This is a genomic window from Thalassotalea sp. LPB0316 (assembly GCF_014898095.1).
Lineage (GTDB): Bacteria > Pseudomonadota > Gammaproteobacteria > Enterobacterales > Alteromonadaceae > Thalassotalea_G.
The window spans coordinates 2,025,239-2,050,085 of the sequence record NZ_CP062946.1 but is presented as its reverse complement, the minus strand read 5'-3'; the positions used below and the strand labels follow the sequence as shown (position 1 = coordinate 2,050,085).

General features: G+C 42.2%; 21 protein-coding genes and 7 tRNA genes. 22 read left to right on the top strand and 6 right to left on the bottom strand.

What is annotated here, in order from left to right:
- Nucleotides 1-15 precede the first annotated feature (15 nt).
- The 10 genes from pth to LP316_RS09035 all read left to right on the top strand — a co-directional run bounded on the left by pth (nt 16) and on the right by LP316_RS09035 (nt 3,274).
- Nucleotides 16-606: an aminoacyl-tRNA hydrolase gene (gene pth, locus LP316_RS09080; protein WP_193020682.1), complete on the top strand. Its 591-nt coding sequence runs from the start codon at nt 16-18 to the stop codon at nt 604-606.
- Nucleotides 607-626: 20 nt separating this feature from the next.
- Nucleotides 627-1,718, top strand: a complete 1,092-nt coding sequence (gene ychF / locus LP316_RS09075; RefSeq protein WP_193020681.1) for a redox-regulated ATPase YchF — start codon at nt 627-629, stop codon at nt 1,716-1,718.
- 190 nt (nt 1,719-1,908) lie between these two features.
- Nucleotides 1,909-2,256: a DUF3718 domain-containing protein gene (locus tag LP316_RS09070; protein ID WP_193020680.1), complete on the top strand. Its 348-nt coding sequence runs from the start codon at nt 1,909-1,911 to the stop codon at nt 2,254-2,256.
- A 239-nt stretch (nt 2,257-2,495) separates the two neighbouring features.
- A tRNA-Met gene (locus LP316_RS09065) sits at nt 2,496-2,572 on the top strand.
- 10 nt (nt 2,573-2,582) lie between these two features.
- Nucleotides 2,583-2,667: transfer RNA gene (locus LP316_RS09060), tRNA-Leu, on the top strand.
- A 40-nt stretch (nt 2,668-2,707) separates the two neighbouring features.
- Nucleotides 2,708-2,782, top strand: a tRNA-Gln gene (locus LP316_RS09055).
- A gap of 51 nt (nt 2,783-2,833) precedes the next feature.
- Nucleotides 2,834-2,908: transfer RNA gene (locus LP316_RS09050), tRNA-Gln, on the top strand.
- 66 nt (nt 2,909-2,974) lie between these two features.
- A tRNA-Met gene (locus LP316_RS09045) sits at nt 2,975-3,051 on the top strand.
- Nucleotides 3,052-3,060: 9 nt separating this feature from the next.
- A tRNA-Leu gene (locus LP316_RS09040) sits at nt 3,061-3,145 on the top strand.
- Between the two features lie 54 nt (nt 3,146-3,199).
- Nucleotides 3,200-3,274, top strand: a tRNA-Gln gene (locus tag LP316_RS09035).
- 257 nt (nt 3,275-3,531) lie between these two features.
- Here LP316_RS09035 and LP316_RS09030 read toward each other — a convergent pair.
- Together LP316_RS09030 and LP316_RS09025 are read right to left on the bottom strand one after the other, a co-directional pair.
- On the bottom strand, nt 3,532-4,704 hold the full coding sequence (locus LP316_RS09030; RefSeq protein ID WP_193020679.1) for an FAD-dependent oxidoreductase: 1,173 nt from the start codon (nt 4,702-4,704) through the stop codon (nt 3,532-3,534).
- Between the two features lie 90 nt (nt 4,705-4,794).
- Entirely contained in the window at nt 4,795-5,493 is a 699-nt protein-coding gene (locus LP316_RS09025; RefSeq protein ID WP_193020678.1) for a 2OG-Fe(II) oxygenase, read from the bottom strand.
- A gap of 438 nt (nt 5,494-5,931) precedes the next feature.
- Between LP316_RS09025 and LP316_RS09020 the strand changes: the two genes are divergently transcribed.
- The 8 genes from LP316_RS09020 to LP316_RS08985 all read left to right on the top strand — a co-directional run bounded on the left by LP316_RS09020 (nt 5,932) and on the right by LP316_RS08985 (nt 16,776).
- Entirely contained in the window at nt 5,932-6,384 is a 453-nt protein-coding gene (locus tag LP316_RS09020) for a hypothetical protein (RefSeq protein WP_226960704.1), read from the top strand.
- A gap of 22 nt (nt 6,385-6,406) precedes the next feature.
- Nucleotides 6,407-9,166: a triple tyrosine motif-containing protein gene (locus LP316_RS09015; protein ID WP_193020676.1), complete on the top strand. Its 2,760-nt coding sequence runs from the start codon at nt 6,407-6,409 to the stop codon at nt 9,164-9,166.
- 322 nt (nt 9,167-9,488) lie between these two features.
- Nucleotides 9,489-10,934, top strand: coding sequence for a tRNA (N6-isopentenyl adenosine(37)-C2)-methylthiotransferase MiaB (gene miaB / locus LP316_RS09010; protein ID WP_193020675.1), 1,446 nt, complete (start codon nt 9,489-9,491; stop codon nt 10,932-10,934).
- 36 nt (nt 10,935-10,970) lie between these two features.
- On the top strand, nt 10,971-12,074 hold the full coding sequence (locus tag LP316_RS09005; RefSeq protein ID WP_413470653.1) for a PhoH family protein: 1,104 nt from the start codon (nt 10,971-10,973) through the stop codon (nt 12,072-12,074).
- Nucleotides 12,046-12,537, top strand: coding sequence for an rRNA maturation RNase YbeY (gene ybeY / locus LP316_RS09000; RefSeq protein WP_413470652.1), 492 nt, complete (start codon nt 12,046-12,048; stop codon nt 12,535-12,537). Before LP316_RS09005 ends, ybeY begins: the two co-directional genes overlap by 29 nt.
- Before the next feature lie 44 nt (nt 12,538-12,581).
- On the top strand, nt 12,582-13,460 hold the full coding sequence (locus tag LP316_RS08995; RefSeq protein WP_193020674.1) for an HlyC/CorC family transporter: 879 nt from the start codon (nt 12,582-12,584) through the stop codon (nt 13,458-13,460).
- Between the two features lie 14 nt (nt 13,461-13,474).
- A complete protein-coding gene (gene lnt / locus LP316_RS08990; RefSeq protein ID WP_193020673.1) occupies nt 13,475-15,004 on the top strand; it encodes an apolipoprotein N-acyltransferase in 1,530 nt (509 codons plus the stop codon).
- 134 nt (nt 15,005-15,138) lie between these two features.
- Nucleotides 15,139-16,776, top strand: coding sequence for an amidohydrolase (locus LP316_RS08985; RefSeq protein ID WP_193020672.1), 1,638 nt, complete (start codon nt 15,139-15,141; stop codon nt 16,774-16,776).
- A gap of 120 nt (nt 16,777-16,896) precedes the next feature.
- Here the strand turns inward: LP316_RS08985 and LP316_RS08980 are convergent, their stop codons facing one another.
- Both LP316_RS08980 and LP316_RS08975 read right to left on the bottom strand, forming a co-directional pair.
- Nucleotides 16,897-17,862, bottom strand: coding sequence for a diguanylate cyclase (locus LP316_RS08980; RefSeq protein ID WP_193020671.1), 966 nt, complete (start codon nt 17,860-17,862; stop codon nt 16,897-16,899).
- A gap of 35 nt (nt 17,863-17,897) precedes the next feature.
- Complete coding sequence (locus tag LP316_RS08975; RefSeq protein ID WP_193020670.1) at nt 17,898-18,956, bottom strand: response regulator; 1,059 nt, start codon at nt 18,954-18,956, stop codon at nt 17,898-17,900.
- Nucleotides 18,957-19,103: 147 nt separating this feature from the next.
- On the opposite strand from LP316_RS08975, the gene tpx reads away from it, so the two are divergent.
- Both tpx and LP316_RS08965 read left to right on the top strand, forming a co-directional pair.
- Complete coding sequence (gene tpx / locus LP316_RS08970) at nt 19,104-19,772, top strand: thiol peroxidase (protein WP_193020669.1); 669 nt, start codon at nt 19,104-19,106, stop codon at nt 19,770-19,772.
- 342 nt (nt 19,773-20,114) lie between these two features.
- Nucleotides 20,115-20,561, top strand: coding sequence for an Hsp20 family protein (locus tag LP316_RS08965; RefSeq protein ID WP_193020668.1), 447 nt, complete (start codon nt 20,115-20,117; stop codon nt 20,559-20,561).
- A gap of 69 nt (nt 20,562-20,630) precedes the next feature.
- Here the strand turns inward: LP316_RS08965 and LP316_RS08960 are convergent, their stop codons facing one another.
- Together LP316_RS08960 and LP316_RS08955 are read right to left on the bottom strand one after the other, a co-directional pair.
- Nucleotides 20,631-21,566, bottom strand: a complete 936-nt coding sequence (locus LP316_RS08960; protein ID WP_193020667.1) for a tetratricopeptide repeat protein — start codon at nt 21,564-21,566, stop codon at nt 20,631-20,633.
- A 4-nt stretch (nt 21,567-21,570) separates the two neighbouring features.
- On the bottom strand, nt 21,571-22,356 hold the full coding sequence (locus tag LP316_RS08955) for an alpha/beta fold hydrolase (RefSeq protein ID WP_193020666.1): 786 nt from the start codon (nt 22,354-22,356) through the stop codon (nt 21,571-21,573).
- A 210-nt stretch (nt 22,357-22,566) separates the two neighbouring features.
- Here LP316_RS08955 and LP316_RS08950 point away from each other — a divergent pair, with 210 nt between their 5' ends.
- Both LP316_RS08950 and LP316_RS08945 read left to right on the top strand, forming a co-directional pair.
- Complete coding sequence (locus tag LP316_RS08950; RefSeq protein WP_226960703.1) at nt 22,567-23,343, top strand: SDR family oxidoreductase; 777 nt, start codon at nt 22,567-22,569, stop codon at nt 23,341-23,343.
- 7 nt (nt 23,344-23,350) lie between these two features.
- Nucleotides 23,351-24,796 (top strand): aldehyde dehydrogenase, encoded by a 1,446-nt coding sequence (locus tag LP316_RS08945; RefSeq protein ID WP_193020664.1) that lies wholly within the window; start codon nt 23,351-23,353, stop codon nt 24,794-24,796.
- The last annotated feature ends 51 nt before the right edge of the window (nt 24,797-24,847 follow it).

Genomic DNA, 24,847 nt, shown 5'->3' with positions numbered 1-24,847 from the left:
GACGAGGAACATTCCTTGACGACTAACATTCAGCTAGTTGTGGGGCTGGGTAATCCCGGCCCCGAATACGCTAAAACACGCCACAATGCAGGTGTCTGGTTCGTAGAAGAACTCGCCTCGCGCTATAACATTTCCTTACGCCCTGAAAAAAAATACTTTGGCTACTATGGCAAAGGCTATATTGGCGAAGAACTTGTCCATTTATTGATCCCAACTACCTTTATGAATAAAAGCGGCCAAGCGGTAGCACCCCTTGCCAACTTTTATCGCATTCCTGTTGAAAACATCTTGGTCGCTCACGACGAACTCGATATGGAGCCGGGGATCATTAAGATAAAACAAGGCGGTGGTCACGGTGGCCACAATGGTTTGCGCGATATCATCGCCCGCATGGCAAATAATAAAGACTTCTATCGTTTACGCATTGGTATTGGCCACCCGGGCCACAAAGATCGCGTAACCGGGCATGTGCTAGGCAAAGCACCTGCAACAGAGCAAAACTTAATTGAACAATGTGTTGATGAAGCCAGTCGATGTTTTGAGATTTGGCAAAAAGACGGTCTCAAAAAAGCCCAAAACCGTCTACATTCATTCAAAGCACAGTAACAACTTTATAGGATACAGACATGGGATTTAAATGTGGTATCGTTGGCTTGCCAAACGTTGGTAAATCAACTCTTTTCAACGCACTCACCAAAGCTGGTATTGAAGCGGCTAACTTCCCGTTTTGTACTATTGAACCAAACACAGGTGTCGTGCCAGTACCCGATCCTCGCCTAGATAAGCTAGCAGAAATTGTTGGCCCAGAGCGCGTTATTGCAACGACTATGGAGTTTGTTGATATTGCCGGGCTTGTTGCCGGCGCATCAAAAGGTGAAGGCTTAGGTAACAAGTTCTTGGCTAACATCCGTGAAACAGATGCCATTGGCCACGTTGTTCGCTGTTTTGAAAACGATAACATTGTTCACGTAGCAGGTGGGGTAAACCCAGCTGATGACATCGATGTAATCAACACAGAATTAGCCCTTGCCGATATGGACACCGCAGAGCGCGCTATCGTTCGTCAACAAAAGAAAGCCAAAGGCGGCGACAAAGACGCGAAATTCGAATTACCTGTGTTAGAGAAAATCTTAAAACACGTTGAAGAAGGTAACATGATCCGCTCTTTAGATTTATCTAAAGAAGAAAAAGCTGCCGTTAAGTACTTAAACTTCTTAACCATCAAGCCAACGATGTACATTGCCAACGTTAATGACGATGGTTTTGAAAACAACCCTTACCTTGATCAAGTCAAAGAGATTGCAGCCGCAGAAGATGCTGTAGTGGTTGCCGTTTGTGCAGAAATTGAAGGTGAGCTTTCTGAGATGGACGAAGACGATCGCGAGATCTTCATGGAAGAAATGGGCCTAGAAGAGCCAGGCTTAAACCGTGTGATCAATGCCGGTTATTCTTTGCTTCACTTACACACCTACTTTACCGCTGGTGTTAAAGAAGTTCGCGCATGGACGGTGCGCCAAAACGCGACCGCGCCACAAGCGGCAGGTGTTATTCACACCGACTTTGAAAAAGGCTTTATCCGTGCGGAAGTGGTTGGTTACGATGACTTCGTTCAATACAACGGTGAGTCTGGCGCGAAAGAAGCAGGTAAATGGCGTTTAGAAGGTAAAGATTATATCGTTAAAGATGGTGATGTCGTGCACTTTAGATTTAATGTCTAGCTAAACGGTTAACGACAGATTTAACTAAAGATTTAAGCTCAACAAAGGCTGTAAACCTTTAAAAATAACAAGGTCAGTATGATTTTTTATACTGACCTTTTTATTATCAAAAAATAAATTGTTACTTTTTGAGAAAAGTTTTAAATATCTACCATACTTAGGGTGGATAATATGAAAACATGAGGTAAACATGAAACAAGTATTTTTAACTATTTTAATCGCTACATTTGTCCTAATTAATGCACCAAAAGCTCAAGCCAACGATGTTTCAGTTCGAGTTTGCGAGTACGTTAAAGCAAATGATAAAAAACGCTTAAGATCATACTTAAAAGATCAAAAGATTAAGGTCAAGGTGATTTTTGAAAGCGTCGGTTGCGACGGTGATAATATTTTAGTCTTCGCGGCAAAAAACAATTCGCTAGAAGTGGGTGAGTTTTTGATCGGCAAAACCCCAAAATCAGATGTCGAAGCGAGTTTAGACGCTATTAAAGCGGCATCAGCTCACCTCGGTGAAGTGGCGAGTAAACGCGTAAATTAAAACAACTGTTGTAAAGAAGCCAGAAATTAAAGCATCACAGCGGCAACTTCTGGCTTTTTTGTCTACATTTTTCAGCCATATTAATCTGTATCTTTACCGTTTTAGCTCACCAAATGATAACTTTGTTGAGTTTTTGAGCTAACAGTCGCGAAACTACAATTTTTTATTAAAAAACGGTTGACGTAAGCCTGCGATATCTGCAAAATACGCTCCACTTGCTCAGAGGCAAGAATTGGAATGGCTACATAGCTCAGCTGGTTAGAGCACATCACTCATAATGATGGGGTCCCAGGTTCAAATCCCGGTGTAGCCACCATTTGAATAATGCGGGAATGGCGGAATTGGTAGACGCGCTGGATTTAGGTTCCAGTGCCGCGAGGCGTGAGAGTTCAAGTCTCTCTTCCCGTACCATTATTCAAAGCAATTTTATATTGCGCAAAATGAACATTGCTGGGGTATAGCCAAGCGGTAAGGCAGCGGGTTTTGATCCCGTCATTCTGAGGTTCAAATCCTCATACCCCAGCCACTTCATTCCTAATAATGATGCTGGCAAATGTTTATTGAGAAGTTACCTTGTTGGGGTATAGCCAAGCGGTAAGGCAGCGGGTTTTGATCCCGTCATTCTGAGGTTCAAATCCTCATACCCCAGCCACTTCTTCCATTGATTTCCTCTAAGCTTTTTATGAGTGACGCAAGTAAACTTTTATACGAAGTATAAGGCTACATAGCTCAGCTGGTTAGAGCACATCACTCATAATGATGGGGTCCCAGGTTCAAATCCCGGTGTAGCCACCATTGAATTACGCGGGAGTGGCGGAATTGGTAGACGCGCTGGATTTAGGTTCCAGTATCGCAAGATGTGAGAGTTCAAGTCTCTCCTCCCGTACCATTCAAATACAACAAAGTGATCGCTTTGCTTTGTTGACAAGTATCATACCTTAATTGGGGTATAGCCAAGCGGTAAGGCAGCGGGTTTTGATCCCGTCATTCTGAGGTTCAAATCCTCATACCCCAGCCACTTCTTCCTTGTTATCTATACACTTACTCCCTACTCTATTGTTTCTCGTTCAGTCATTTTATATCGCTTTATAAAAACAATCGGTTTACTCGGTGGTATGAGTTGGAAATCAACGGTATTAGGCTGGAAAGTGGTAACGTTGGAATGTTGGAACGTTGGAATGTTTTAAACCTTGATACCTTTAAACTTTTAAACTTTTAAACCTTTAATACAAGATTCCCGACTAACACACCTCGGGAATGACCCACTTTCAACCGCTAAACCCCACAGGCATAGGCCAGTGCTTTACTTTTCAACTTGCCCGCGCGTTGCGCGGCAAACAAACCTAGATTACGGACAAACTTAACCACAGGTGATTGATGAGTAAACGTTTGATAAATCGCATCCATCCCCGACATCATCATCAAATTATCGCTACGACGTGCACGCTCATAACTCGCTAAGGTTGCGGGATCATCAAATGCTTTGCCTTCGCCTATCGCTTTAGCCATTGCCATTTGCAGGGCTTTTACGTCTTTAAAACCTAAATTAACCCCTTGGCCTGCCAACGGGTTGATCGTATGTGCGGCGTCACCTAGCAAGACAACTCGGCCACTCACATAATGATTAGCATGACGACGAGTTAAGTTAAATGCACCTTTACCTAAAACGTTCACTTCACCTAATTTTTCAGGGAAACTGTTCGCTATTTCAACTGCCAACTGTTCATTCGATAATGCAGCTAAGCGATTAATTTCAGCCTTATTGTGATACCACACGAGTGATGCATTATTGCCAGGCATTGGCAAAAAGGCGACGGGCCCCGTTGGATAAAATTTTTGCCAAGTAATGTCTTGTTGTTCAATCGATGTTGCCACGTTAATCAACATCGCTGATTGCGCGTAATCCCAACCCGTTACGCCAATATTGGCTAGCTGACGAATTTGTGAATTGGCACCATCGGCAGCAATCAATAACTTAGCCGTGATGTTTTGCTCACCTAATTCAATAGTCACTTGATCGGCTTTATTGGTAAATTGTTTAACTTGTTCAGGCGCTAACAAACTAATACTGGCATGTTGTTGGATCACTTGCCAAAGCGCGAGCTGGATTTGGCGATTTTCCATCATATAGCCTAAATGCGCTCGGCCAATTTCTTGGGCATTAAATTCGGTATAGGCGAAATCGTCCTCCCAAACCCCAAGGCGTTTATACTGGCATATTCTGCTTTGGTCGATATAGGGCCATGCGCCAAGGGTTTCTAATAACTGCTGTGAGTTTAACGAAATAGCCGAGATACGAAGATCAAATGGCTCAGTGCCATTTACCTCAAAAGCAGCGGGTTGAAACCTTTCAATTAACGCAATTTTCAAACCTAAATCAGCTAAGGCAACGGCCGTTGCCGCGCCAATCATACCACCGCCAACAATAGCGCAATCATATGTTGTCACGAGTTATCTCACTGTTATTTTTTCAGCTATCTTAACACGGGTAAATCAAATAAGGTTGCTGAATATCAAGTTTTGCTTGTCTGAAGAAAATTATTTTAACCAACCAGAAATCGTGATGCGGTGTTGGTATGATTTGGTGTTTAAAGGTATAACTTTATGTGGCATTGGATGATCTAACTTCAATAACACCAGCGTGTTAAAGCGCGGCTCAATTATTTTTTGATAAAATCGCGAGCCCTGTTTGGGATATAACACCAATTGGCCGCCATTTTTGCGTTGCCAGCCTTTGGAAAGCTGATAGATAAAAGCAAACTGCCCTGCTTTGCCATCGGTGTGGTAACTAATAAATTGTCCTTTGACAAATGAGGCAAAAAACGCATCAGTTAACTCGCCACTAACGCCTAGTTCAGCTCGTGCTCGCTGTTTTAATTGGGTTAAAAAGGGGGCCATAATCTTTTGGTTGTCATGACTTTTCTGATGCTTGTTGGCACTGCGATAAAATGAGAAAGAAAACTGTTTTCGCCGATACGCAACAGCGGCTTGTTTGTGCCTTAGCTTGTCGATATACGGTTTGTTAATGTCATCTTTGATGCTTGCAAGGGGGCGATAAGGCGTTGTCAGTAAACACCACGCGCGATGATGTCGTTGTTTGAGTATGTTATTACGCAAAGCATTAGCGCTTACTTCAGGCAGGAAGTTATCGATAACGGCAAAACCTTTATCACTGAGTTGTTCATGCCACTTAATAGGTGGCACCATGGTGCCTATTTGATTCTTTTTTATTAACAAATATAAAATTCCAACTAGAAATCAATCGGTTTCTTTCCTATGTCTTTGTCTATTTCCATGTTAAGCGCTTTATGCTACTAATAAAACTTGCTACATAGCAATTTCGATAAACTTTACTTATACCAAGTGAATTAAATATTTGGTCACTCAGCGAGATTTAAAAGGCTTTTAGACAAGGCTTTGATTGCCGATAATGGTTATTCCCTTATCAAAATCAGTAACGAAGTATAAAAGCCTTTTAAACTCGCCCTTGGGAGCTCGTCAGAAAAGTGATAATTTCACAAATTTACTTGATGTAGAATGACTACACCTGCATAAATTTGCTTTATTATAACTTCCCTGACGTAGCTCTGAGTCGGTCAAATATTTATTTCAATTGGTATTATACCAAGAGAATTAACCCTAGCAGTATAAAAAGAGCAAATGCAAGGAGACATTATGTCGGCGCAATTAAAAGAAAGTAAACGCATTACCAAAGACATTAATTTAGTCTATGACTTTACTGAAAAGCCCAACCTCACTCAATTAAAATCAGCACCCGATCGTGCGGTAGTAGCCAAGCTACGTGCCGATTTAATTTTACCCAATAACAAGATTTTAACGGTAGATATAGATTTTGATACCACAAGTGGCTACCATGACAACACCATGATGATCATGGACGACTTTGGCGTTGAAATGTTAACCACCGCCTTTGCTACAAAATACGGACAAAAATACGCTGACTCAATTACCAAGGCGTGGCAAGAAAAACAAGAACCTAATGATCCGAGAAAACCAACCTACATTTTGGTACAAAAGCCTGCAAGTGATGATGACTTGCCTCAAGTTTATATGGTTTGTGGTAACAGAGTACACCCACCAAAAGAGGCACCGGAAAGCATTATTTAACTCTTTTGTGGTAAGCACAGTCTTGTGCTTACCTTTCTTAGCGCTCATTACACACCAAAGTGTTAACGCCACAGAGATTGAAGATTTAGATAACATTACTGGCATCTACCAAGATCGTGATGATTTTATTTGGTTGAGTGGTCAACAAGGCCTTTATCGGTATGACGGCTTTAATGTCCTGCGATTTGCCAACAATAGTGACGACTGGCATGTGCCTTTTACTTGGGTTAGAAGTATATCTCCCTATCAAGGTAAGCTCCTCGTTTCCACGCAAGTCAACGGCCTATATTCTTTAGATCCGAAAACAGGGAACTATGAAAGGCTCGCCTTGCCGAGCCATATAAAATCACCTTATTTAGCGACTTACTGTCGAAACCAAATTTATTTTACCGATAAAAGCACGCTTTATAGCTTTGACTTAAACACCCAGACAACCACGAAATTAATAGAAAACATCAATGTTCGCGAGATTATAGCGACCAAAGGTGCACTTTATGTTATCTCAGATAGGAGTATCCAATTAAATACATCTAATGGCTTTTCCACCATTTATAGTGGTGATATCAAGTCTTCAGCAACCCTTGGCGACTCTTTGGTCATTAAAGATGAAAAAAAGCTAATCACGATAAAAGGTAAACAAGTTATTAGCCAACAAACACTTGCCAAAAACATTACAGCGATCACCACAAGTCATGACAAAACAGCAATTTTAGCAACCGGCGATGATGGTAGCGTTTATCAATTTAACAGCCAAACGCTTGAGCCTATTGCCGCTAACTACCCTAAGTTTTCAAATAGTAAAATACTCAAACTGTTTCACGACAATTCAAAAACCCTATGGGCGCTAACTAATCAAGGGGTCAAATATGTTGCCGAAATCATCGTTAAGAACACGCCAATAGCCTACGATATCCAGCACAATACTAATGAACTACTGGCGGTAAATGATGATTTACTTATCGGCACGTTTGGCAAGGGACTAGCAACCTTAAAGCCTACACCTTGGCTAAATCCAGAATTAAACATCTCACTGCCAAATAGAGCCAAATACACAACTACAATGGTCCAACATGGTAATAGTATTATTTTCGGGACACTCGATGGCCTATGGCACTATAAACTAGGCGATTCAAGCGCCTCTCGGCTTAAAAACACCGACAGTATTAAGATAGTTTTAACCTTGCATATCAAAGACAGTTTATTGTACATAGGTACCAACTATGCGGGTGTGAAAAAATATGATTTGAATCAACAAAAGATTGTCAAAACTATCGATAAAGCAAATGGTCTACACAATTTAGAAGTTATCGACATTGTTACAATGGCAAATGGTGATCTCTGGCTCGCGACATCTGATAGTGTTCAGCTTTATAAGAGCCAAACCGACACTGTGCAGCAAATAGGTGAGTTTACCAGTAACAAGGTCGTTTCACTTGCTCATATCGATAACAAAATATTTGCTTTTACAATTGGTAGCGGCATTTACGTTTACGATTTACAAGGGATTTTGTTAGCCCGTCTAAGGCCTGCTACATCCTTTCATTATAACTTAGTGGTAGGCAATGAAGTTTGGGTAGCAGCTACTCCTGGGCTATATAGGTTAGACCCTGCTAATTACAAACTCTCCGTTGTTTTGGGCACCGAAGATAAAAACTTCAGTTCAGCGCCGGTGTTAATGGGCGAAAAAATATTCGCATGGCACACCAAAGGTTTGATTGAAGTTGATCACAAGCAAAAAAATTTTTATAACGCCAAAATAAAAATCAGTAAAACAGCCGTATCGGGTCAGCAGAGCCTTAACAGCAGTGTGATTAACGTTGGCTCAAATAAAGATGTCATTACCCTTGATTTGGCCAGCTTAGATTATCGGGCTAACACCAATAAACAATTTAAGTATCGATTAAATGATAATGTTTGGACCAAAGTCAGTGGCAATCAAATTACCCTTGCCGGTTTATCTTCAGGTGATTACACACTCGAAGTGATGGGCACGAATAGCCTTGGCCAATGGAGCAATTATGTTGCCTATACCAATATTCATATGGCTTACCCTTGGTACTGGACACCGCAAATCAGGATCATTTACTTACTCTTATTGCTAGCTTTAATGGTGTTATCTTTGTGGTTAATTTACACGCGAGCACGCTCGATTAGTTCTGTCTATAAAGTACTGGATGAAGACCTAAAAAACCGTGGCCTGCTATCTGATCATCTCGAGCGCAATATCAATGTTGCGATAAGGCTATTAAACCAAGGCGAGCAAACCAAAGCCAGCAAGCTACTTTCTGAAGCGGCTAGTATCATTGCCGACAACAAAACGAACGTAGCGCCGAGTAGTTTAAATCATCAGTCTTTATCGGGCGGTATCGAATACTTGGTTGATTTTTGGCAAGAAAAATACAGTGTAAAAGTGCGTACTCAGATTGATTTTGATATCGACAATCTAGAACAGCAACTTCAGCAAAGTATCTATCGAATTATCTATAGCGCTATCGACAGTGCCATTGCTCACAGCAAAAGTAATAACTTTATGGTGTCAATCAAGCGCTTTAATCAAAAGTTGTGGCTGCGGATTGAAGACGACAACGATTATTTTGACGGCTTTGACAGTAAAATCGACTTCAACATGGCAATGTACACCATTCGCAAGATTGCCGCGCGTCATCAGGCAAAAATTAATACCTATAGAACCAGTGACAACACCAGTCAGCTAGGTATTAGCTTTAACCTAGACGAACATGTCGATGAGTTTATAGAAAACGATATCGCCAACAATATTTAACCTGATTACTATTTAACCTGAACTTAGGATAAAAAATTGCTTTCTAGCGGTTATTTTTCCTTATTACGTCGTTAAATTTGTGTGCAATAGCGGGTATTCCAAACAAATTTGTCTAGTACTAAGAAAAAATCCCTCGCTAGAAGTGTAAACAGTGGTAGTAAATTGCTACTTTCAATAAGTTAGCTAACTTCTTATCCCAAAGTTCAGGTTATTTACTCATTCAACCGTCAAAGCCTGTGGCACATTGGCGAAAGAAAGAGTAAAATGCGTGTCCTTTTTATACCAACACGTATATTTTGATTAAAATTTAGGCAAGTAATCAATGACCAAAAAGCTTTATATTAAAACTTGGGGCTGTCAAATGAACGAGTACGACTCGCAGAAAATGGCAGAACTTCTCGACACAACGCATGGTTTAGAGTTAGCACAAGAAGCTGAAGAAGCAGACGTGATCCTGTTAAACACCTGCTCAATTCGCGAAAAAGCTCAAGAAAAAGTTTTCCATCAGCTAGGTCGTTGGAAAAACCTAAAAAATGAAAATCCTGATTTAATTATCGGTGTGGGTGGCTGTGTTGCCTCACAAGAAGGTGACGCGATTCGCCAACGCGCGCCGTATGTTGATATGGTATTTGGCCCGCAAACCTTGCACCGCTTACCTGAGATGATCAAAAAAGCTAGCGGTGAAAACAAAGAAGCCGTGGTTGATGTCAGCTTCCCTGAAATTGAAAAGTTTGACCGTTTACCTGAGCCAAAAGCGGAAGGTGCAACCGCTTTCGTTTCTATTATGGAAGGTTGTAGCAAGTACTGTACATTCTGTGTTGTACCTTATACTCGTGGTGAAGAAGTATCACGCCCATTAGATGACGTGTTATACGAAATTGCTCAACTCGCTGAGCAAGGTGTTCGTGAAGTTAATTTATTAGGCCAAAACGTTAACGCTTACCGCGGTGCAACGCACGATGGCGACATCTGCCGTTTTTCTGAGTTATTACGTTTAGTGGCTACCATTGACGGTATCGACCGCATTCGTTACACCACTTCTCACCCCGTTGAGTTTACCGACGATATCATTGAAGTTTACAAAGACGTACCTGAGCTCGTTAGCCACCTACACTTGCCTGTTCAAAGTGGTTCAGATCGCATTTTAACCATGATGAAGCGCGGTCATACGGCGTTAGAGTACAAATCAAAAATTCGCAAATTGAAAAAAGCGCGCCCAGATTTATGTATGTCATCTGACTTTATTGTTGGCTTCCCAGGTGAAACTGATGCCGATTTCGAAGCCACTATGGATTTAATCCAAGCCATCGACTTTGACTTGAGCTTTAGCTTTATCTACTCAGCACGTCCGGGCACACCCGCTGCCGATATCGTTGACGACATCGATGAAAGCGTTAAAAAACAACGCCTACAAATTTTACAAGACAGAATTAACCAACAAGCATTGCGCATTGCTCGCCAAATGTTAGACACCGAGCAACGCATCTTGGTTGAGGGCCCGTCGAAAAAGAATCCAATGGAGCTACGTGGCCGTACTGAAAACAACCGCATTGTAAACTTTGTTGCGCCACATCACGTGATTGGTCAATTTGTTGATGTTAAAATTACCGACGTCTACGCCAATTCATTGCGCGGCGAGCTAGTGCGTGAAGAAAAAGACATGGGCTTGCGTATTGCCCATTCACCAGCCGATATCTTAGCTAATAACCATCACGGTGCTAAGCCAAGCAATGCTGACGAATTAGGCGTTGCGACATTTACGCCTTAACTAATTTAAAACCAATTAATTTAATGGAATAATTCATTGAGCAAACAACACAGTATTACCTTTGAATTAGCACCGGTAGACAATACCAGACAAGCTAATTTATGTGGTCCAATGGACGATAACCTCAAAACCATTGAACGCCGTTTAGGGGTAGAAATTAGTTATCGCGGCCACGAATTTAAAATTGTTGGCCAAGAACTAAACTGTTTAGCCGTCGAAAAAATGCTAAAAAGCCTTTACGTTGAAACACAAACCGTTAAAGGCAAACAGCAAGCGATAACACCAGAGATGGTGCATATCAACATTCTTGAGGCCGATGTCCTTGAGCAAGCACCGACCGAGCACGACGCTGACTTTGCTAAAATGGTCACCATTAAAACCAAGCGCGGTTTAGTCAAGCCGCGTAATGGCAATCAGTCGACTTACGTGCAAAACGTGTTAACCAACGATATCAGCTTTGGTATTGGCCCTGCTGGTACAGGTAAAACCTATTTGGCAGTCGCGTGTGCGGTAGAAGCATTAGAGCGACAAGAAGTGCGCCGTATCTTATTGACCCGCCCTGCCGTTGAAGCTGGTGAAAAGTTAGGTTTCTTACCGGGCGATTTATCACAAAAGGTCGATCCCTATTTACGCCCGCTCTACGACGCCTTATTTGAAATGCTCGGTTTTGAAAAAGTTGAAAAACTCATTGAACGCAGTGTTATCGAAATCGCGCCACTGGCCTATATGCGCGGTCGTACATTAAATGATGCCTTTATCATTCTCGATGAAAGCCAAAACACTACGGTTGAACAAATGAAAATGTTCCTAACCCGTATCGGCTTTAACTCGCGCGCGGTGATCACAGGTGATGTTACCCAAGTTGACTTGCCACGAGGCCAAAAATCAGGTTTGCGCCACGCCATTGAAGTATTAGACGATATCCCAGGTGTTAGCTTTAACTTTTTCCAATCTAAAGATGTTGTTCGCCACCCAGTGGTTGCGCGTATTGTTGATGCCTACGAAAAACACGAAGCCAAAGTAAGCCGCATTAAAGAGCAGAAAAAACAAGAAAAGATAGCGCTAGAAAAAGCACAACTTGAAGCTGCCCAGCAAACTATCAGTAGCGTTAATGCAGCACCATCTCAGGATCGCGAGTAAACTTGTGACTATCGTGCTCGATTTACAAATTGCTAGCGAATCTAGCGACAACTTGCCAAATACCAGTGACTTTCAGAGCTGGGTTGAAGCTGCCCTGAGTCGCTACAGTAAACCCTTTGAGTTAACCATTCGTATTGTCGATAGCGCAGAGTCACAAACGCTCAATCACCAGTATCGCGGAAAAGATAAACCAACCAATGTACTATCTTTTCCGTTTGAAGTCCCCGATGGCATTGAGCTCGATTTACTCGGCGATTTAATTATTTGCAAACAAGTGGTTGAACGTGAAGCAACAGAACAAAACAAAATATTGAGCGCACATTGGGCTCATATGGTGATCCACGGATGCTTGCATTTGTTGGGCTTTGATCATATAAGTGATGATGAAGCGCAAGAAATGGAAAGTTTAGAAATTGACATTTTAGCGCAATTAGGGTTTTCTAACCCCTATATTGAAAGCTAAATGAACGCTAATATTTTTTAATAACACAGGAAACACACTGCTCTATGAGCGATGACAACCCCCAGTCTACCAACGGCTCCTCGAACAAATCGTTTTTGGATAAAATAGTTCAAGCATTTACCGGAGAGCCGCAAAATAAAGAAGAATTGGTTGAAGTATTAAACGATGCTGAAGACCGTGAACTGATCAATCCTGAAACCAAACTCATGATTGAAGGCGTGTTAGGTGTATCTGAGATGCGCGTTAGAGACATCATGATCCCGCGCTCGCAAATGGTGACACTCGACATCAACATGTCATTAGAAGAGTTCTTACCGAAGATTTTGGAGTCTGCCCACTCGCGTTTCCCTGTTGTCAACGATGACAAAGATCACGTTGAAGGTATTTTATTAGCAAAAGATTTACTCTCTTACGGCTTTAATCGCACTGACGAACCTTTCACGTTGTCTGATGTTATTCGCCCTGCAATTATTATCCCCGAAAGTAAAAAAGTAGAGCCGCTGTTAAAAGAGTTCCGCTCTGAACGTTATCACATGGCAATTGTTGTTGATGAATACGGCGGCGTTTCAGGCTTAGTAACGATTGAAGACATTCTCGAATTGATCGTCGGTGAAATTGAAGACGAAACCGATACTGAGATTGAAGAAGATATCAAACACTTAGCTGGCCAAGTCTATCAGTTAAAGGCCTTAACTGAACTTGCCGACTTTAACGAATACTTTAACTGCGAATTCGACGAAGAAGACGCCGATACCATTGGTGGTATCGTACTGCACGAATTTGGCCACATGCCACAAAAAGGCGAAGAAATTGAAATTGGCGATTTTGCCTTCAAGATTGTCTCTGCCGATAACCGCCGGATCCAAACAATTCAACTAACGGTGCCGAAAGAGCACGAAGTTACTGGTAAAATCCTTGATTAGTTGAATAATAACGGATGGTAGCGGCAGTTAAATCACTTTTCACCAAAACCAATGGGCTCAGCTTTGTCGCTGGGCTCATTTTAGTTTTTGCCTACGCACCTTATAGCCATTGGTGGCTTCCCCTTATTATCCTACCCATGTTTTTAGCCTTGATTGATGGCAAATCAATTAAGCATGCAACTCAAGCGTGTTTTAGCTTTGGTTTGGGTTGGTTTAGTGCCGGTATTAGCTGGGTGCATGTTTCAATAGACCAATTTGGTGGTATGCCACTTGTCGTGTCGCTACTGTTAATGTTGCTGCTCTGCCTCTACCTAGCACTCTACCCCATGCTCGCCGGTTATCTCGCCAGCAAGTTATCAGCAACAAAAACGCTCCACTTAGGCTTATTTGTTAGTACATGGCTCGTCTGTGAATACTTGCGCAGTATCGTATTAACAGGTTTTCCGTGGCTATCATTAGGCTATAGCCAAATTGACTCACCTCTTGCTGTTCTAGCACCCGTTATCGGCGAAATTGGCATTACCGCCTATTTGTTAGCGCTTAGCTATATATTGGTTCGGGTAATTAGGTCGAGCAACAAGTTACCATGGGCAGTTAGCTTAATAGTGTTTTCTGTCTGCTTAATTAGTGCAAGTGCGCTACAGTGGGTTAAACCGACAGGTAACAGCGTAAAAGTGGCGCTAGCACAAGGTAATATCGCGCAATCGATCAAATGGGATGATGAGCAAGAGTGGCCAACCATGTTGATGTATCTTGATATGGCAAGAGCCAACTACGATGCTGATATTATCGTGTGGCCGGAGTCGGCGATTCCAACGTTAGAGCCAATGGCACAAGATTACCTAGATTTAGTCAATCAATCTGCAGGGATGAATGACTCAGCGATTATAACCGGCATTCTAGATTACAACTTTGAAACTAAATCTTATTACAACGCCCTGATTACACTTGGCAACAGCCAAACTGAAAGTAAAACAACCGGCGATTATTTTTACAATCACAGCAACCGGTTTTACAAGCACCACCTATTACCTATTGGTGAATTCGTACCGTTTGGCGATCTGTTGCGCCCACTAGCGCCATTTTTTAATCTGCCGATGTCGTCGTTTTCTCGTGGTGACTATGTTCAGCAAAACCTCAAAGCCAAAGGTATTGATATTCTGCCGCTCATTTGTTTTGAAATTGCCTTTCCAAACCAACTTGCCGCCAATTTCACTAATCAAACGCAACTTTTACTGACCGTGAGTAACGATGCATGGTTTGGTACGTCGCATGGTCCACATCAGCATATGGAAATTGCTCGAATGCGCGCGCTAGAATTTGGCCGCCCATTAGTGCGCTCAACTAATACCGGCGTGACCGCTGCTGTTGATCATCAAGGCCAATTCATTGATAAACTACCTCAGTTTGAACAAGCCGTACTCAAGACAGAGGTTGCGCTAGTTCAAGGGTTCACGCCTTATAGTCGATTAGGTAATGTGCCAGTTTTTATCGTGGCACTACTGAGCTTTATTGCCATTAGCCTAACGCAACGCAAACGTTAGCCGAGCAAGCTAAACCTACTAACTTAAGCCAAGCGACCTAAGCCAAAAACTCAGCAATTCATCGCGTTATCCATTTACTTGGTCAACAAAATAGCTTTAAGATGATGAAATAATCCTCAATTAGAGCGTCAATAATGAAAAAAATATGCCTCACAACCCTCGCCCTGTTACCGAGTTTAGCGATTGCGCAAACACAAATCATATACAACGTAAATGGCTATACACCGCTTGGTGATAAGATCGCATCATTTAATGCGGTCGCCTTCGAAGGCGATAAAATCACTAAGGTCTATCAAGACGGTGAAACTGTTCCTAAAAGCGATAAAGTCAAGTTAATAGACGGCCAAGGTAAAACCTTATTACCGGGTTTAATTGACGCACACGGCCACGTGCTGGGTTACGGCCTAGGTATTTCACGCGTGAATTTAATGGGAATTGAATCAGAGCAAGCCGCTGTTGAGAAAATAAAACGCTTTAGCCAAGAAAACAACAGCCAAGGTTGGATCTTGGGGCGCGGTTGGAACCAAGTGATCTGGCCAAGTAATAGTTTCCCGACTAAAGCAAGCTTAGACAAGGCATTTCCCGACCAAGCGGTCTGGCTAAAGCGCGTTGATGGCCACGCTGGTTGGGCAAACTCGAAAGCATTAGCACTTTCAGGCATTACCAAAGCAACAAAATCACCGGATGGTGGTGAGATCATTAAAGATCAATTCGGCGAACCAACGGGTGTGTTTATCGATAACGCCATGTACTTAATTGATCAAGCGATTGCACCACTGACTATTGAACAAGAAGCCAAGGTACTGAAAAAGGCCATGCAATCCCTTGCCGAGCAAGGGCTGACCAGTGTTCACGACGCCGGTATTTCAAACCAGACGATTGCTGCTTATCAACTATTAGCAAAAAATGACGAAATGCCTATTCGAATCTATGCGATGGCAGATGCCACAGATAAAGCCTTTGATAAAACACTCGCAAACGGCATTGTTACCGACAACCAACAAAGCTTTGTCTTGCGCAGCGTTAAAATTTCAGCCGATGGTGCGCTAGGTAGCCGAGGCGCTGCCCTACACAAAAGCTACAGCGATAAAGAAAACCATCACGGCTTACTCTTACACAAACCCAAAGAGCTCAGCGCACTTATCGACAAATCGATGCAAGCCGGCTTTCAAGTGAATACTCACGCTATCGGTGATAAAGCCAACACGCTAGTACTTGATAACTACGAAGTATTAATCGCCAAACATCAAAGTAAAGCGCTGCGTCATCGCGTTGAACATGCCCAAATTTTGCTACTAGAAGATATCCCGAGATTTGCAGAGCTCGGCGTTATTCCGTCAATGCAAGCAACCCACGCTACGAGCGATAAAAACATGGCACAAGACAGGTTAGGCAAAGATCGATTGGCCGGCGCTTATGCTTGGCGAAAACTTCTGTCAACCGGCGTTAAAATAGCCAATGGCTCAGATTTCCCAGTTGAATACGCCAACCCATTTTTTGGCTTACACGCGGCAGTGACTCGCCAAGATCACAATAACCAACCGCTAGGTGGTTGGTTAGAAAAAGAAAAAATGACCCGCGCTGAAGCCTTGCGCAGTTTTAGTATTGATGCTGCCTATGCCGGCCATCAGGAAACAGCGTTAGGCTCAATCGAAGTAGGTAAAATGGCCGACTTTATTTTAGTTGATAAAGACTTCTTCAACGCAGATGAAACCACACTGTGGCAAACCAAGGTGCTAAAAACTTGGGTGGGTGGTAAGCAGGTTTATTAACGTGCAAGGCTTGAAGGTTGGAAGGTTTAAAGGTTGGAAGGCGTGAGTGCTGGAAGGCTCTAAAACCTTAAAACTCAAAACCTTAAAACCTTTAGACCTTCAAGCGTTATCACTCTATTGCTACGCAGATGCTTTGTATAAGTTGACCTGATTTCTACCGTTTTCTTTCGACTTATAAAGTGCATTATCAGCTGCTTCAATCCACGACTCATAAGTTTTCATTTCTTCGCTGACCTCTGCAACCCCCAGGCTAACGGTATATTGAATCGTATTGCCCTTATACTCTACTTTGCTTTCACTGATTTTTTTGCGCAATCGCTCAGCAAACACCAAGGCATTTTCAAGTGGCGTATCAACGAGTAGCACTGCAAATTCCTCGCCACCATAACGCCCCGTAATATCGGTTTCGCGCACTTCTTTGATCACGTTTTCAGCTAAATCGCGAATAACCTCATCACCCACGACATGACCATAGCTATCATTTACTCGCTTAAAGTGGTCGATATCGAGCATCACCAAGCAACTCTTGTGTTGACTGCGAATCCAACGCTTGTACTCAAGCTGAAAACAGCGCTCCCAGTGACTGCGATTAAACAAATTAGTTAAGCCGTCGATTTGGCTAATGCGAGCAAGCTTTTCATTTAACTGCTCTAAATTTAATTTATTAATCGCTGTATCGGTTACGTCGTAAACCAGAACACATAAATGGGTTACCTCACCAGAAGCAGATATCAACGGAATAAAAGTGGTATTTTGGTACATGAAATCGGCTGAACCAGTGATCGGACGGTAGTTTTGAAACTTGAATAAATACGGGCGTTGCTCCCAAATGGTAAACGCTTTATTTTTCAATAAAAACACCGCTTCTGCTTTACGTGTAAACCACTGCTCATCAATGTCGTCGAACAGGGTAAACAGGTTTTTATTCTTAACCTGTCTTGGTAATAGGCCAGAATGATGCTCCATAAAGCCATTCCAAATCTGCACGTTGTAATCTCGATCTAACACCACAAGACCGACATCAATCGTGTGTAGCATTTCCATTAACCAATGGATTTCATTTATTTGTTCTGTTTCTAATGACATAACTTCTTCCAGTAATCCTGTTTAACGCTAATGGGCTATTCGTCGAGTAAATAAGCAAGTTTATTATTGAGGGTAACAATTGAGTCTTCAGTAAATAACAATAACAAATCACATTTTATTGGATAATTTTCAATACCATAACTAATTTCTATTGCTAACGTACGCTGCCAACGGTCACTATTTGAGGCGATTAGATCAGAGATTTTTCGGTGCAAACCAAGTACCACAGGGTGACCTTGGCTAAATGATAAGTCGAGTTGCTCAGATAAGCCCTTTAAACAAGCGCCAATTAATACATTGGCCATATCCATTAACAACTCCAACTCTGCGTCCTGATCTATCGCAGCATCGTATTTCATCAGGCGCGCAATATCTTGAAAGCTTGAGTCGTTTAAAATCAACAAGGCCTCACCAGAAATCCCCCCACTGATAAACCCCTGACAAATACCCGAGGTACTCTCTTCGCGCTCTACCGCCGACAGCGCCATGCTCAGCTCACTAACTTCAATCAAGTTGACGTTGGGAATGGGCAGTTCAACAAACACATTGAGTAAGCGCGCGAGTAAATCACCCGCTCGACCCATCGCAACATTGGCGATTTCTTGGTAACAGTCTCGCTGATCTTGGGTAAGCGTAATGTTTGGCTGTTTTTTCGGTTCTGTCGCAACGCTCGTTGGCGCTGGCTCGCTTGTAACTGGCGCAGAAGGAACCGATTGCTCACTTTCTTGAGAATAGATACCGTAATCGGCGAGTAACTTGGTCAGTATCTTTTTATTCACCGGTTTTTGAATAAAATCTAATGCCCCCAGTTTTTTTACTCGCTCATGGGCTTCTGGTTGAATATCGCCTGAAATAACGACGGTTAAGGTTGGTAAATCTTCCTTAACTATCGCCTCTAGCGTTTCGTAGCCGTCCATAACAGGCATGTTTAAATCAAGTAATAAGACATCGCCCTTACCTGCCTTAATTGCTTCAACAGCTTCTTGGCCATTGGTCGCAAAGCTAATATCTACCTCCCATCCATCAGGTAAACTTCTCGCTACCTGTTTGCGAGCCATGTTAGAGTCGTCACAAATTAATAATTGGGTTGTCATTTTACTAGCTTCCAAATGGACAAATTTATTACAATAATAATACCATAAGTTGAATAAGGTAAAATTAAAAAAACCTTAAAAAATAGCTTGTTAAAAACAGCGCAACGATCAGCAAGTTAATTTCACAACACGAAAAGAGAGTATCAAATGAAAAATTTTACCAAAGCTGCTTTATTTACCTTGCTATGTTTAAGTAGCCATAGTTACAGCTTAGCACAAGAAGAAGCGCAGTTAACCGAAACCACAGATCTAGTAAAAGCGGGTACTAAGTATGTCACCTTGCTAGGTACTCAAGTCAACGTTGGCGAAAAGGCGCCAAACTTCAAGGTTGTTAATGAAAACTTTTCGCCCGTTGAATTAACTTCATTTACCAACAAAACGGTATTAATTTCAGTCGTTCCAAGCTTAGATACTGGGGTTTGTTCTATTCAAACCAAACGCTTTAATGAAGAAGTGCAGAACTTGCCAGATGATATTGTTATGCTGACCATAAGCAACGATTTACCCTTTGCCCAAAAGCGTTTTTGTAAAATGGAAAACATCGATAGTGTCAAGGTATTATCAGATGCTGTTTGGCGTGATTTTGGCCAAAAATATGGCTTATTGATCAAAGATATGGGGCTATTGACCCGTGCGATCTTCATTGTCGAATCAAACGGCACCATTGCTTATAAAGAATTAGTGGAAAATATCTCAAGTCACCCAGACTACGATATGGCGTTATCAACGTTAAAAGCATTATCGACGCCGAAATCGGAAGAGCCAGTGCAGAGCCCTAGCCCAGCTCAAGAAAGCAATACCAGCGCGACGAAATAGTTGTCTTTCAAATATTCCTACAAAAGGCAGTTGATACTGCCTTTTTCATCTCTTTAATGCAGCTCTCCTGATCGCGTTCGATCACAACCGCGCAAAAAAACAAAAAAAATAAAAACTTAAATTTCAACAACTTAAACCAAGGGTATTTATTTTTTTAATTTTTCCCTTGAAATCTATTTGGCCGATACACATATCTTAATTGTAGTCGCCGTAATGGGACACATTTAACCGCCTGTTCTTTATGAAAGGCCTCTTGTTGGCATGAGTTGCTATGGTGTAACCGAATATCACCCATTGCTCGTGTCAATGTTTTACATATTGCTAAATAGATAGGATATGCACATGCGTACAAATACAGACTTAAGCCCTTTATACCGTTCTTTTATTGGTTTTGACCACCTAGCTGGCTTAATTGACAAAGCTTCTCGTCAAGAAAAACAATCTTCGTACCCTCCGTACAACATAGAATTGATTGCAGAAGACAAATACAGAATTACTATGGCTATCGCTGGTTTTGTTGAAGATGAACTAGATATCGAATCAAAACAAAACACTTTGATAGTTACTGGCACTAAAGCGCCATCTGACGAAAAAGTACAACGTACTTTCCTTCACCAAGGTATTGCCGAGCGCAACTTTGAACGTAAATTCCAATTAGGGGATCACGTCAAAGTCATCAGCGCCCAACTGGAAAACGGTTTATTACATATCGAACTAGAAAGAGAGATTCCAGAAGCACTTAAGCCGAGAAAAATAGCGATTAACGGTAGTAAACTAATCGAAAATTAACGATTAGTTGCGGCCTTGAACAACAAGGTCGCCTCATTGACAACCTCCCAACGTGTTACTTTTGCCCTACTACTTAGTAGGGCTTTTTTTGTTTAATTGCTCTAATAACGCTTGGTAACGTTGCTCGTCATACTTAGCAATATTGTATAGGTTGATCGTAGCTATGACCTCTTTAGCATTAGCATAGTTACCGATTGCCAAGTAACACTCAATTAGCCTTATTTTCGCTTTGGTGCCCATTTGCTGATCAAATGACTGGCGGGCCGAGTCGATTGCATGTTGATAATGCGTAATCGCTTCAAAATACTGCTCGGTTTCGGCATAAGCTGCCGCTAAATTAAAGTGAGCAACGCCGACTTGTTGAGTATTGCCAACCCCTTCAGCACCTTCTAACGACAGTTTACGATAAGCAATACTTTCTTCGTGCTTTTTTAACCGAGAAGCTAAATGACCTAAATTAGCATACATTTCTCGCTTGAGTAGAGGATCGGGGGAACGCTGGTATTTGGCCTCCAAGGCAACTAATGTTTGATACCCTTTGTCGTACTCGTCCATCACCAACAGTGCGTTAGCCATCATCACGATCAGCATAGGATTACCGTTAAAATTAGTAATTTCACTCAATACATTAACAGCGTAATTAAGCTCGTTATGCGCAGATACTTTATCGCCTAGCATAAGTTGCATTTTTGCCTTGTGAATAGCCACCGACAAAGCAAATGAATGTGGCAAGTTATCGTAGTTTTGCCATGGTGCTAACACGGCGATCAATTCATCAAAACGCTCTAATTCAAACAGACTTTGCTGCCTGAGCATTTCCATTTGATACCATTCAAACGACTGTGGTCGAGTTAGTGGTTGGCGTTGGTCAATTTCAGTTAGACACTTTAATTGTGATGAGATACAAACTTCTTGAATAGTCTGACTTTGCGCCGCAACAGCTGGGAAAAACCCACTATACGCGGTTAAAGTTATCAAAGAGGCATAAAGAAGGTGCTTTTTCATCTCGTTAAGTACTAGTTATAAATTGATAAATCTCAGCTTGCACTTCTTGTGCATGACTCACAGGTGCCATGTGACCTGCTTTAAAGGTTTTTAGTGTAGCATGAGGCAAGGATTGTAAAAGCAATTTAATGATTTGGTGTGCCAAATGTGTGCTCAAGGAGCCTTTCATCAATAGCACGGGTGCTTGAATCACGTTAACATCTTCGACACTATATCTTTCCGCCATTAAAGCCTGAAAATCAAGGTTTACCTTGGGCATATCAGCAGCCATTAAATCTTGCATTTTTTGAGGTAAACCGACAAAAAAGCCTGGCGTATTCCAGTAATTGGTAAAGACTTCAGCGGCTTGATAAGGCTCACTATTGAGCACATTGGTTGAAAAAGTGACCGCCTCATCATAATCAGCGCTATCTTTCGGCAGAAGATGAAATGCGACGGGTTCAAAAAGGCTCAACGACAACACAGATCTGGGCTGCTCAACGGCAAGCTTTAATGCCAGTGCACCACCAAATGAGTGACCAACTAGGTGAAAGCGATCAATATTATAATGCCTAAGTACTTGAGTAATCCTTTGTTTTTCTACTTCAAAACTATAGTTTTTTTCATCTTGTACTTTATCTGCCTGGCCATAACTGAGCAAATCAACATTGATAACTCGGTAAGCCGATTTAGTATGAGATGTTAAGGCCCACCATTGTTTTGAAGAACTTAACGAACTGTGTAAAAGTACAATAACTGGGTGGTTTGTCGAGAAATCGCCGAGTAACTGAACACCTGAAAACTGAACCATAGAGCTGCTGATAGAACCGCTGAATAAAATTTAACAAACTAACAATTTACTGATTATCGAGACAAAGTCAAAATATTAACCAACAGAAAAACAATCCATAGAAACACAAAATATTATTGGCACAAAACACTGACATTTTTTAATCAGCTGTGTTAAAAAGATCATAACCACATAAGAAAAAAGATAAAAGTTGGCTATATGAATCTTAACATGACACAACAAAACGCCTTAGTTTGCGGGGCTAGCCAAGGTATTGGCAAAGCCTGCGCTATTGCCCTTGCCGCTCACGGCGCAAACGTTACCCTATTTGCTCGAAATCCTGAAAGCTTGGCGCAAGTCAAAGCGCAGCTCGATACTTCATTTGAACAGCAGCACCACATTTTAGTTGCTGATTTTTCCGATCCTGAGCAAGTTAAAAAAGCCCTCGAGGAGCATTTAACAAAAGTGCCTTCAATCGACATTGTCATTAACAATACCGGTGGCCCTGCCCCCGGATTAGCTAGCCAAAGCGATCCTATGCTGTTTGTCAAAGCTTTTGAGCAACACCTGATCAACAATCAAAATATTGCCCAATTAGTCACCCCTAAAATGAAAGAAAAAGGCTATGGTCGTATTATCAACGTGATATCGACATCAGTTAAACAGCCGATTAATGGTTTAGGTGTGTCAAATACTATTCGCGGCGCCGTCGCCAGCTGGGCAAAAACACTAGCTAATGAATTAGGCCCATATAACATTACGGTAAACAACGTGTTACCAGGCGCAACGGCCACCGCAAGGCTCGATGCCATTATCGAAGGCAAAGCGAAAAAGCAAAATATCTCCGTTGAACAAGCAACAATCAATGAGAAAGCCACTATTCCAATGAACCGATTTGCCGAACCAGAAGAGTTTGCCAATGCCGTGACCTTTTTAGCGTCGCCAAGTGCAGGTTACATTACGGGTATCAACCTACCAGTCGATGGTGGCCGAACTAGCTGTTTGTAGGTGTAAAATGGATAACATTGATAACTTTATCGGCAATCAGCACCTTGCGCCGGTATCAAAAAATTATCTCGACAATATTTGCCCGGCAACGGGCCAAGTCTACGGTAGTATCCCCAATAGTGATGAGGCTGATCTTGAGTTGGCTATTGTGGCAGCAAAACGGGCACAAAAATCTTGGGCGCAAATGCCCAGTGAGCAGCGCAGTGATATCTTGATCAAGATTGCTCAATTAATTGAGCAAAACCTTGAAGAGCTCGCCCAAGCTGAGTCGCTAGATAATGGTAAACCGATTAGCCTTGCACGCTCAGTTGATATTCCAAGAGCGGCGAGTAATTTTAAATTTTTTGCCGCAGCGGCGTCACAATTTGCTAGCCAAGCCCACCATATGCCCAATAACGCCATTAATTATACGCTTAGGCAACCTGTTGGTATTGTCGGCTGTATCAGCCCGTGGAATTTACCCTTGTATTTATTTACTTGGAAGATTGCACCAGCGCTGGCAGCTGGTAATTGTGTGATTGCAAAGCCGTCAGAAGTAACGCCCAAAACGGCGAGTATGCTAGGTAAAATATGCCAACAAGCGGGGTTACCCGAAGGTGTATTAGCTATCTTACACGGCGAAGGCAAAACCATTGGTAATTTAATTTGTCAGCATCGAGACATCAAAGCGATTTCGTTTACCGGAGGCACGCAAACCGGCGCTTATATCGCAACTCAACTCGCCCCGCAATTTAAAAAGCTATCGCTTGAGCTTGGTGGTAAAAACCCCGCTATCGTATTAAACGATTGTGACATGGAACTCACCTTAAATGAAATCTTTCGCGCTAGCTTTGCCAATCAAGGGCAGATTTGTTTATGTGCATCGCGTATTTATGTTCAGCGAGAAATTTATCAAGACTTCAAACGTGCCTTAGTCGAAAAAGCAAAAGCGTTAATGCCCGCCGATCCAGCCAATGAACAAACGGCCATGGGCGCGATTGTTTCAAAACCTCATCTCAATAAAGTTTTAGGCTTTATTGAGCGAGCCAAGCAATCGGGCGCAACTATTCTCACAGGTGGTGAACAAGTTAAATTAGCAGGCCGACTAGCTGATGGTTACTACCTACAGCCGACAATTATTGAAGGCTTAGCCAACGAGCATGAGTGTAATCAGCAAGAAATATTTGGCCCGGTAGTGACCTTAACGCCGTTTGACTCGATTGATGAAGCGATAACACTAGCAAACGATAGTGATTACGGCCTAGCCGCCACGGTTTGGACCAAAAACTTGGCGAATGCTCACGATATTGCCGAACAATTACAAACCGGGATTGTTTGGGTCAACTGTTGGCTACACCGCGATTTGAGAACCCCGTTTGGCGGTATGAAACAATCGGGCTTAGGCCGTGAAGGTGGTGAAGAAGCTATGCGCTTCTTTACGGAAGCTAAAAACGTGTGTATAAAATACACATAACGAACAATTAACCAACAACACAACTTATACCAATAATAAAAAATGAGCGTT

Coding starts and splice junctions, on each gene's coding strand:
- LP316_RS08975 (WP_193020670.1), bottom strand. CDS start 18,956: ATGACAACCCAATTATTAATTTGTGACGACTCTAACATGGCTCGCAAA.
- LP316_RS08980 (WP_193020671.1), bottom strand. CDS start 17,862: ATGTCATTAGAAACAGAACAAATAAATGAAATCCATTGGTTAATGGAA.
- tpx (WP_193020669.1), top strand. CDS start 19,104: ATGAAAAATTTTACCAAAGCTGCTTTATTTACCTTGCTATGTTTAAGT.
- ybeY (WP_413470652.1), top strand. CDS start 12,046: ATGCAGCACCATCTCAGGATCGCGAGTAAACTTGTGACTATCGTGCTC.
- LP316_RS08945 (WP_193020664.1), top strand. CDS start 23,351: ATGGATAACATTGATAACTTTATCGGCAATCAGCACCTTGCGCCGGTA.
- LP316_RS08965 (WP_193020668.1), top strand. CDS start 20,115: ATGCGTACAAATACAGACTTAAGCCCTTTATACCGTTCTTTTATTGGT.
- miaB (WP_193020675.1), top strand. CDS start 9,489: ATGACCAAAAAGCTTTATATTAAAACTTGGGGCTGTCAAATGAACGAG.
- LP316_RS09070 (WP_193020680.1), top strand. CDS start 1,909: ATGAAACAAGTATTTTTAACTATTTTAATCGCTACATTTGTCCTAATT.
- LP316_RS09020 (WP_226960704.1), top strand. CDS start 5,932: ATGTCGGCGCAATTAAAAGAAAGTAAACGCATTACCAAAGACATTAAT.
- LP316_RS08955 (WP_193020666.1), bottom strand. CDS start 22,356: ATGGTTCAGTTTTCAGGTGTTCAGTTACTCGGCGATTTCTCGACAAAC.
- LP316_RS08960 (WP_193020667.1), bottom strand. CDS start 21,566: ATGAAAAAGCACCTTCTTTATGCCTCTTTGATAACTTTAACCGCGTAT.
- LP316_RS08950 (WP_226960703.1), top strand. CDS start 22,567: ATGACACAACAAAACGCCTTAGTTTGCGGGGCTAGCCAAGGTATTGGC.
- LP316_RS08995 (WP_193020674.1), top strand. CDS start 12,582: ATGAGCGATGACAACCCCCAGTCTACCAACGGCTCCTCGAACAAATCG.
- LP316_RS08985 (WP_193020672.1), top strand. CDS start 15,139: ATGAAAAAAATATGCCTCACAACCCTCGCCCTGTTACCGAGTTTAGCG.
- lnt (WP_193020673.1), top strand. CDS start 13,475: ATGGTAGCGGCAGTTAAATCACTTTTCACCAAAACCAATGGGCTCAGC.
- ychF (WP_193020681.1), top strand. CDS start 627: ATGGGATTTAAATGTGGTATCGTTGGCTTGCCAAACGTTGGTAAATCA.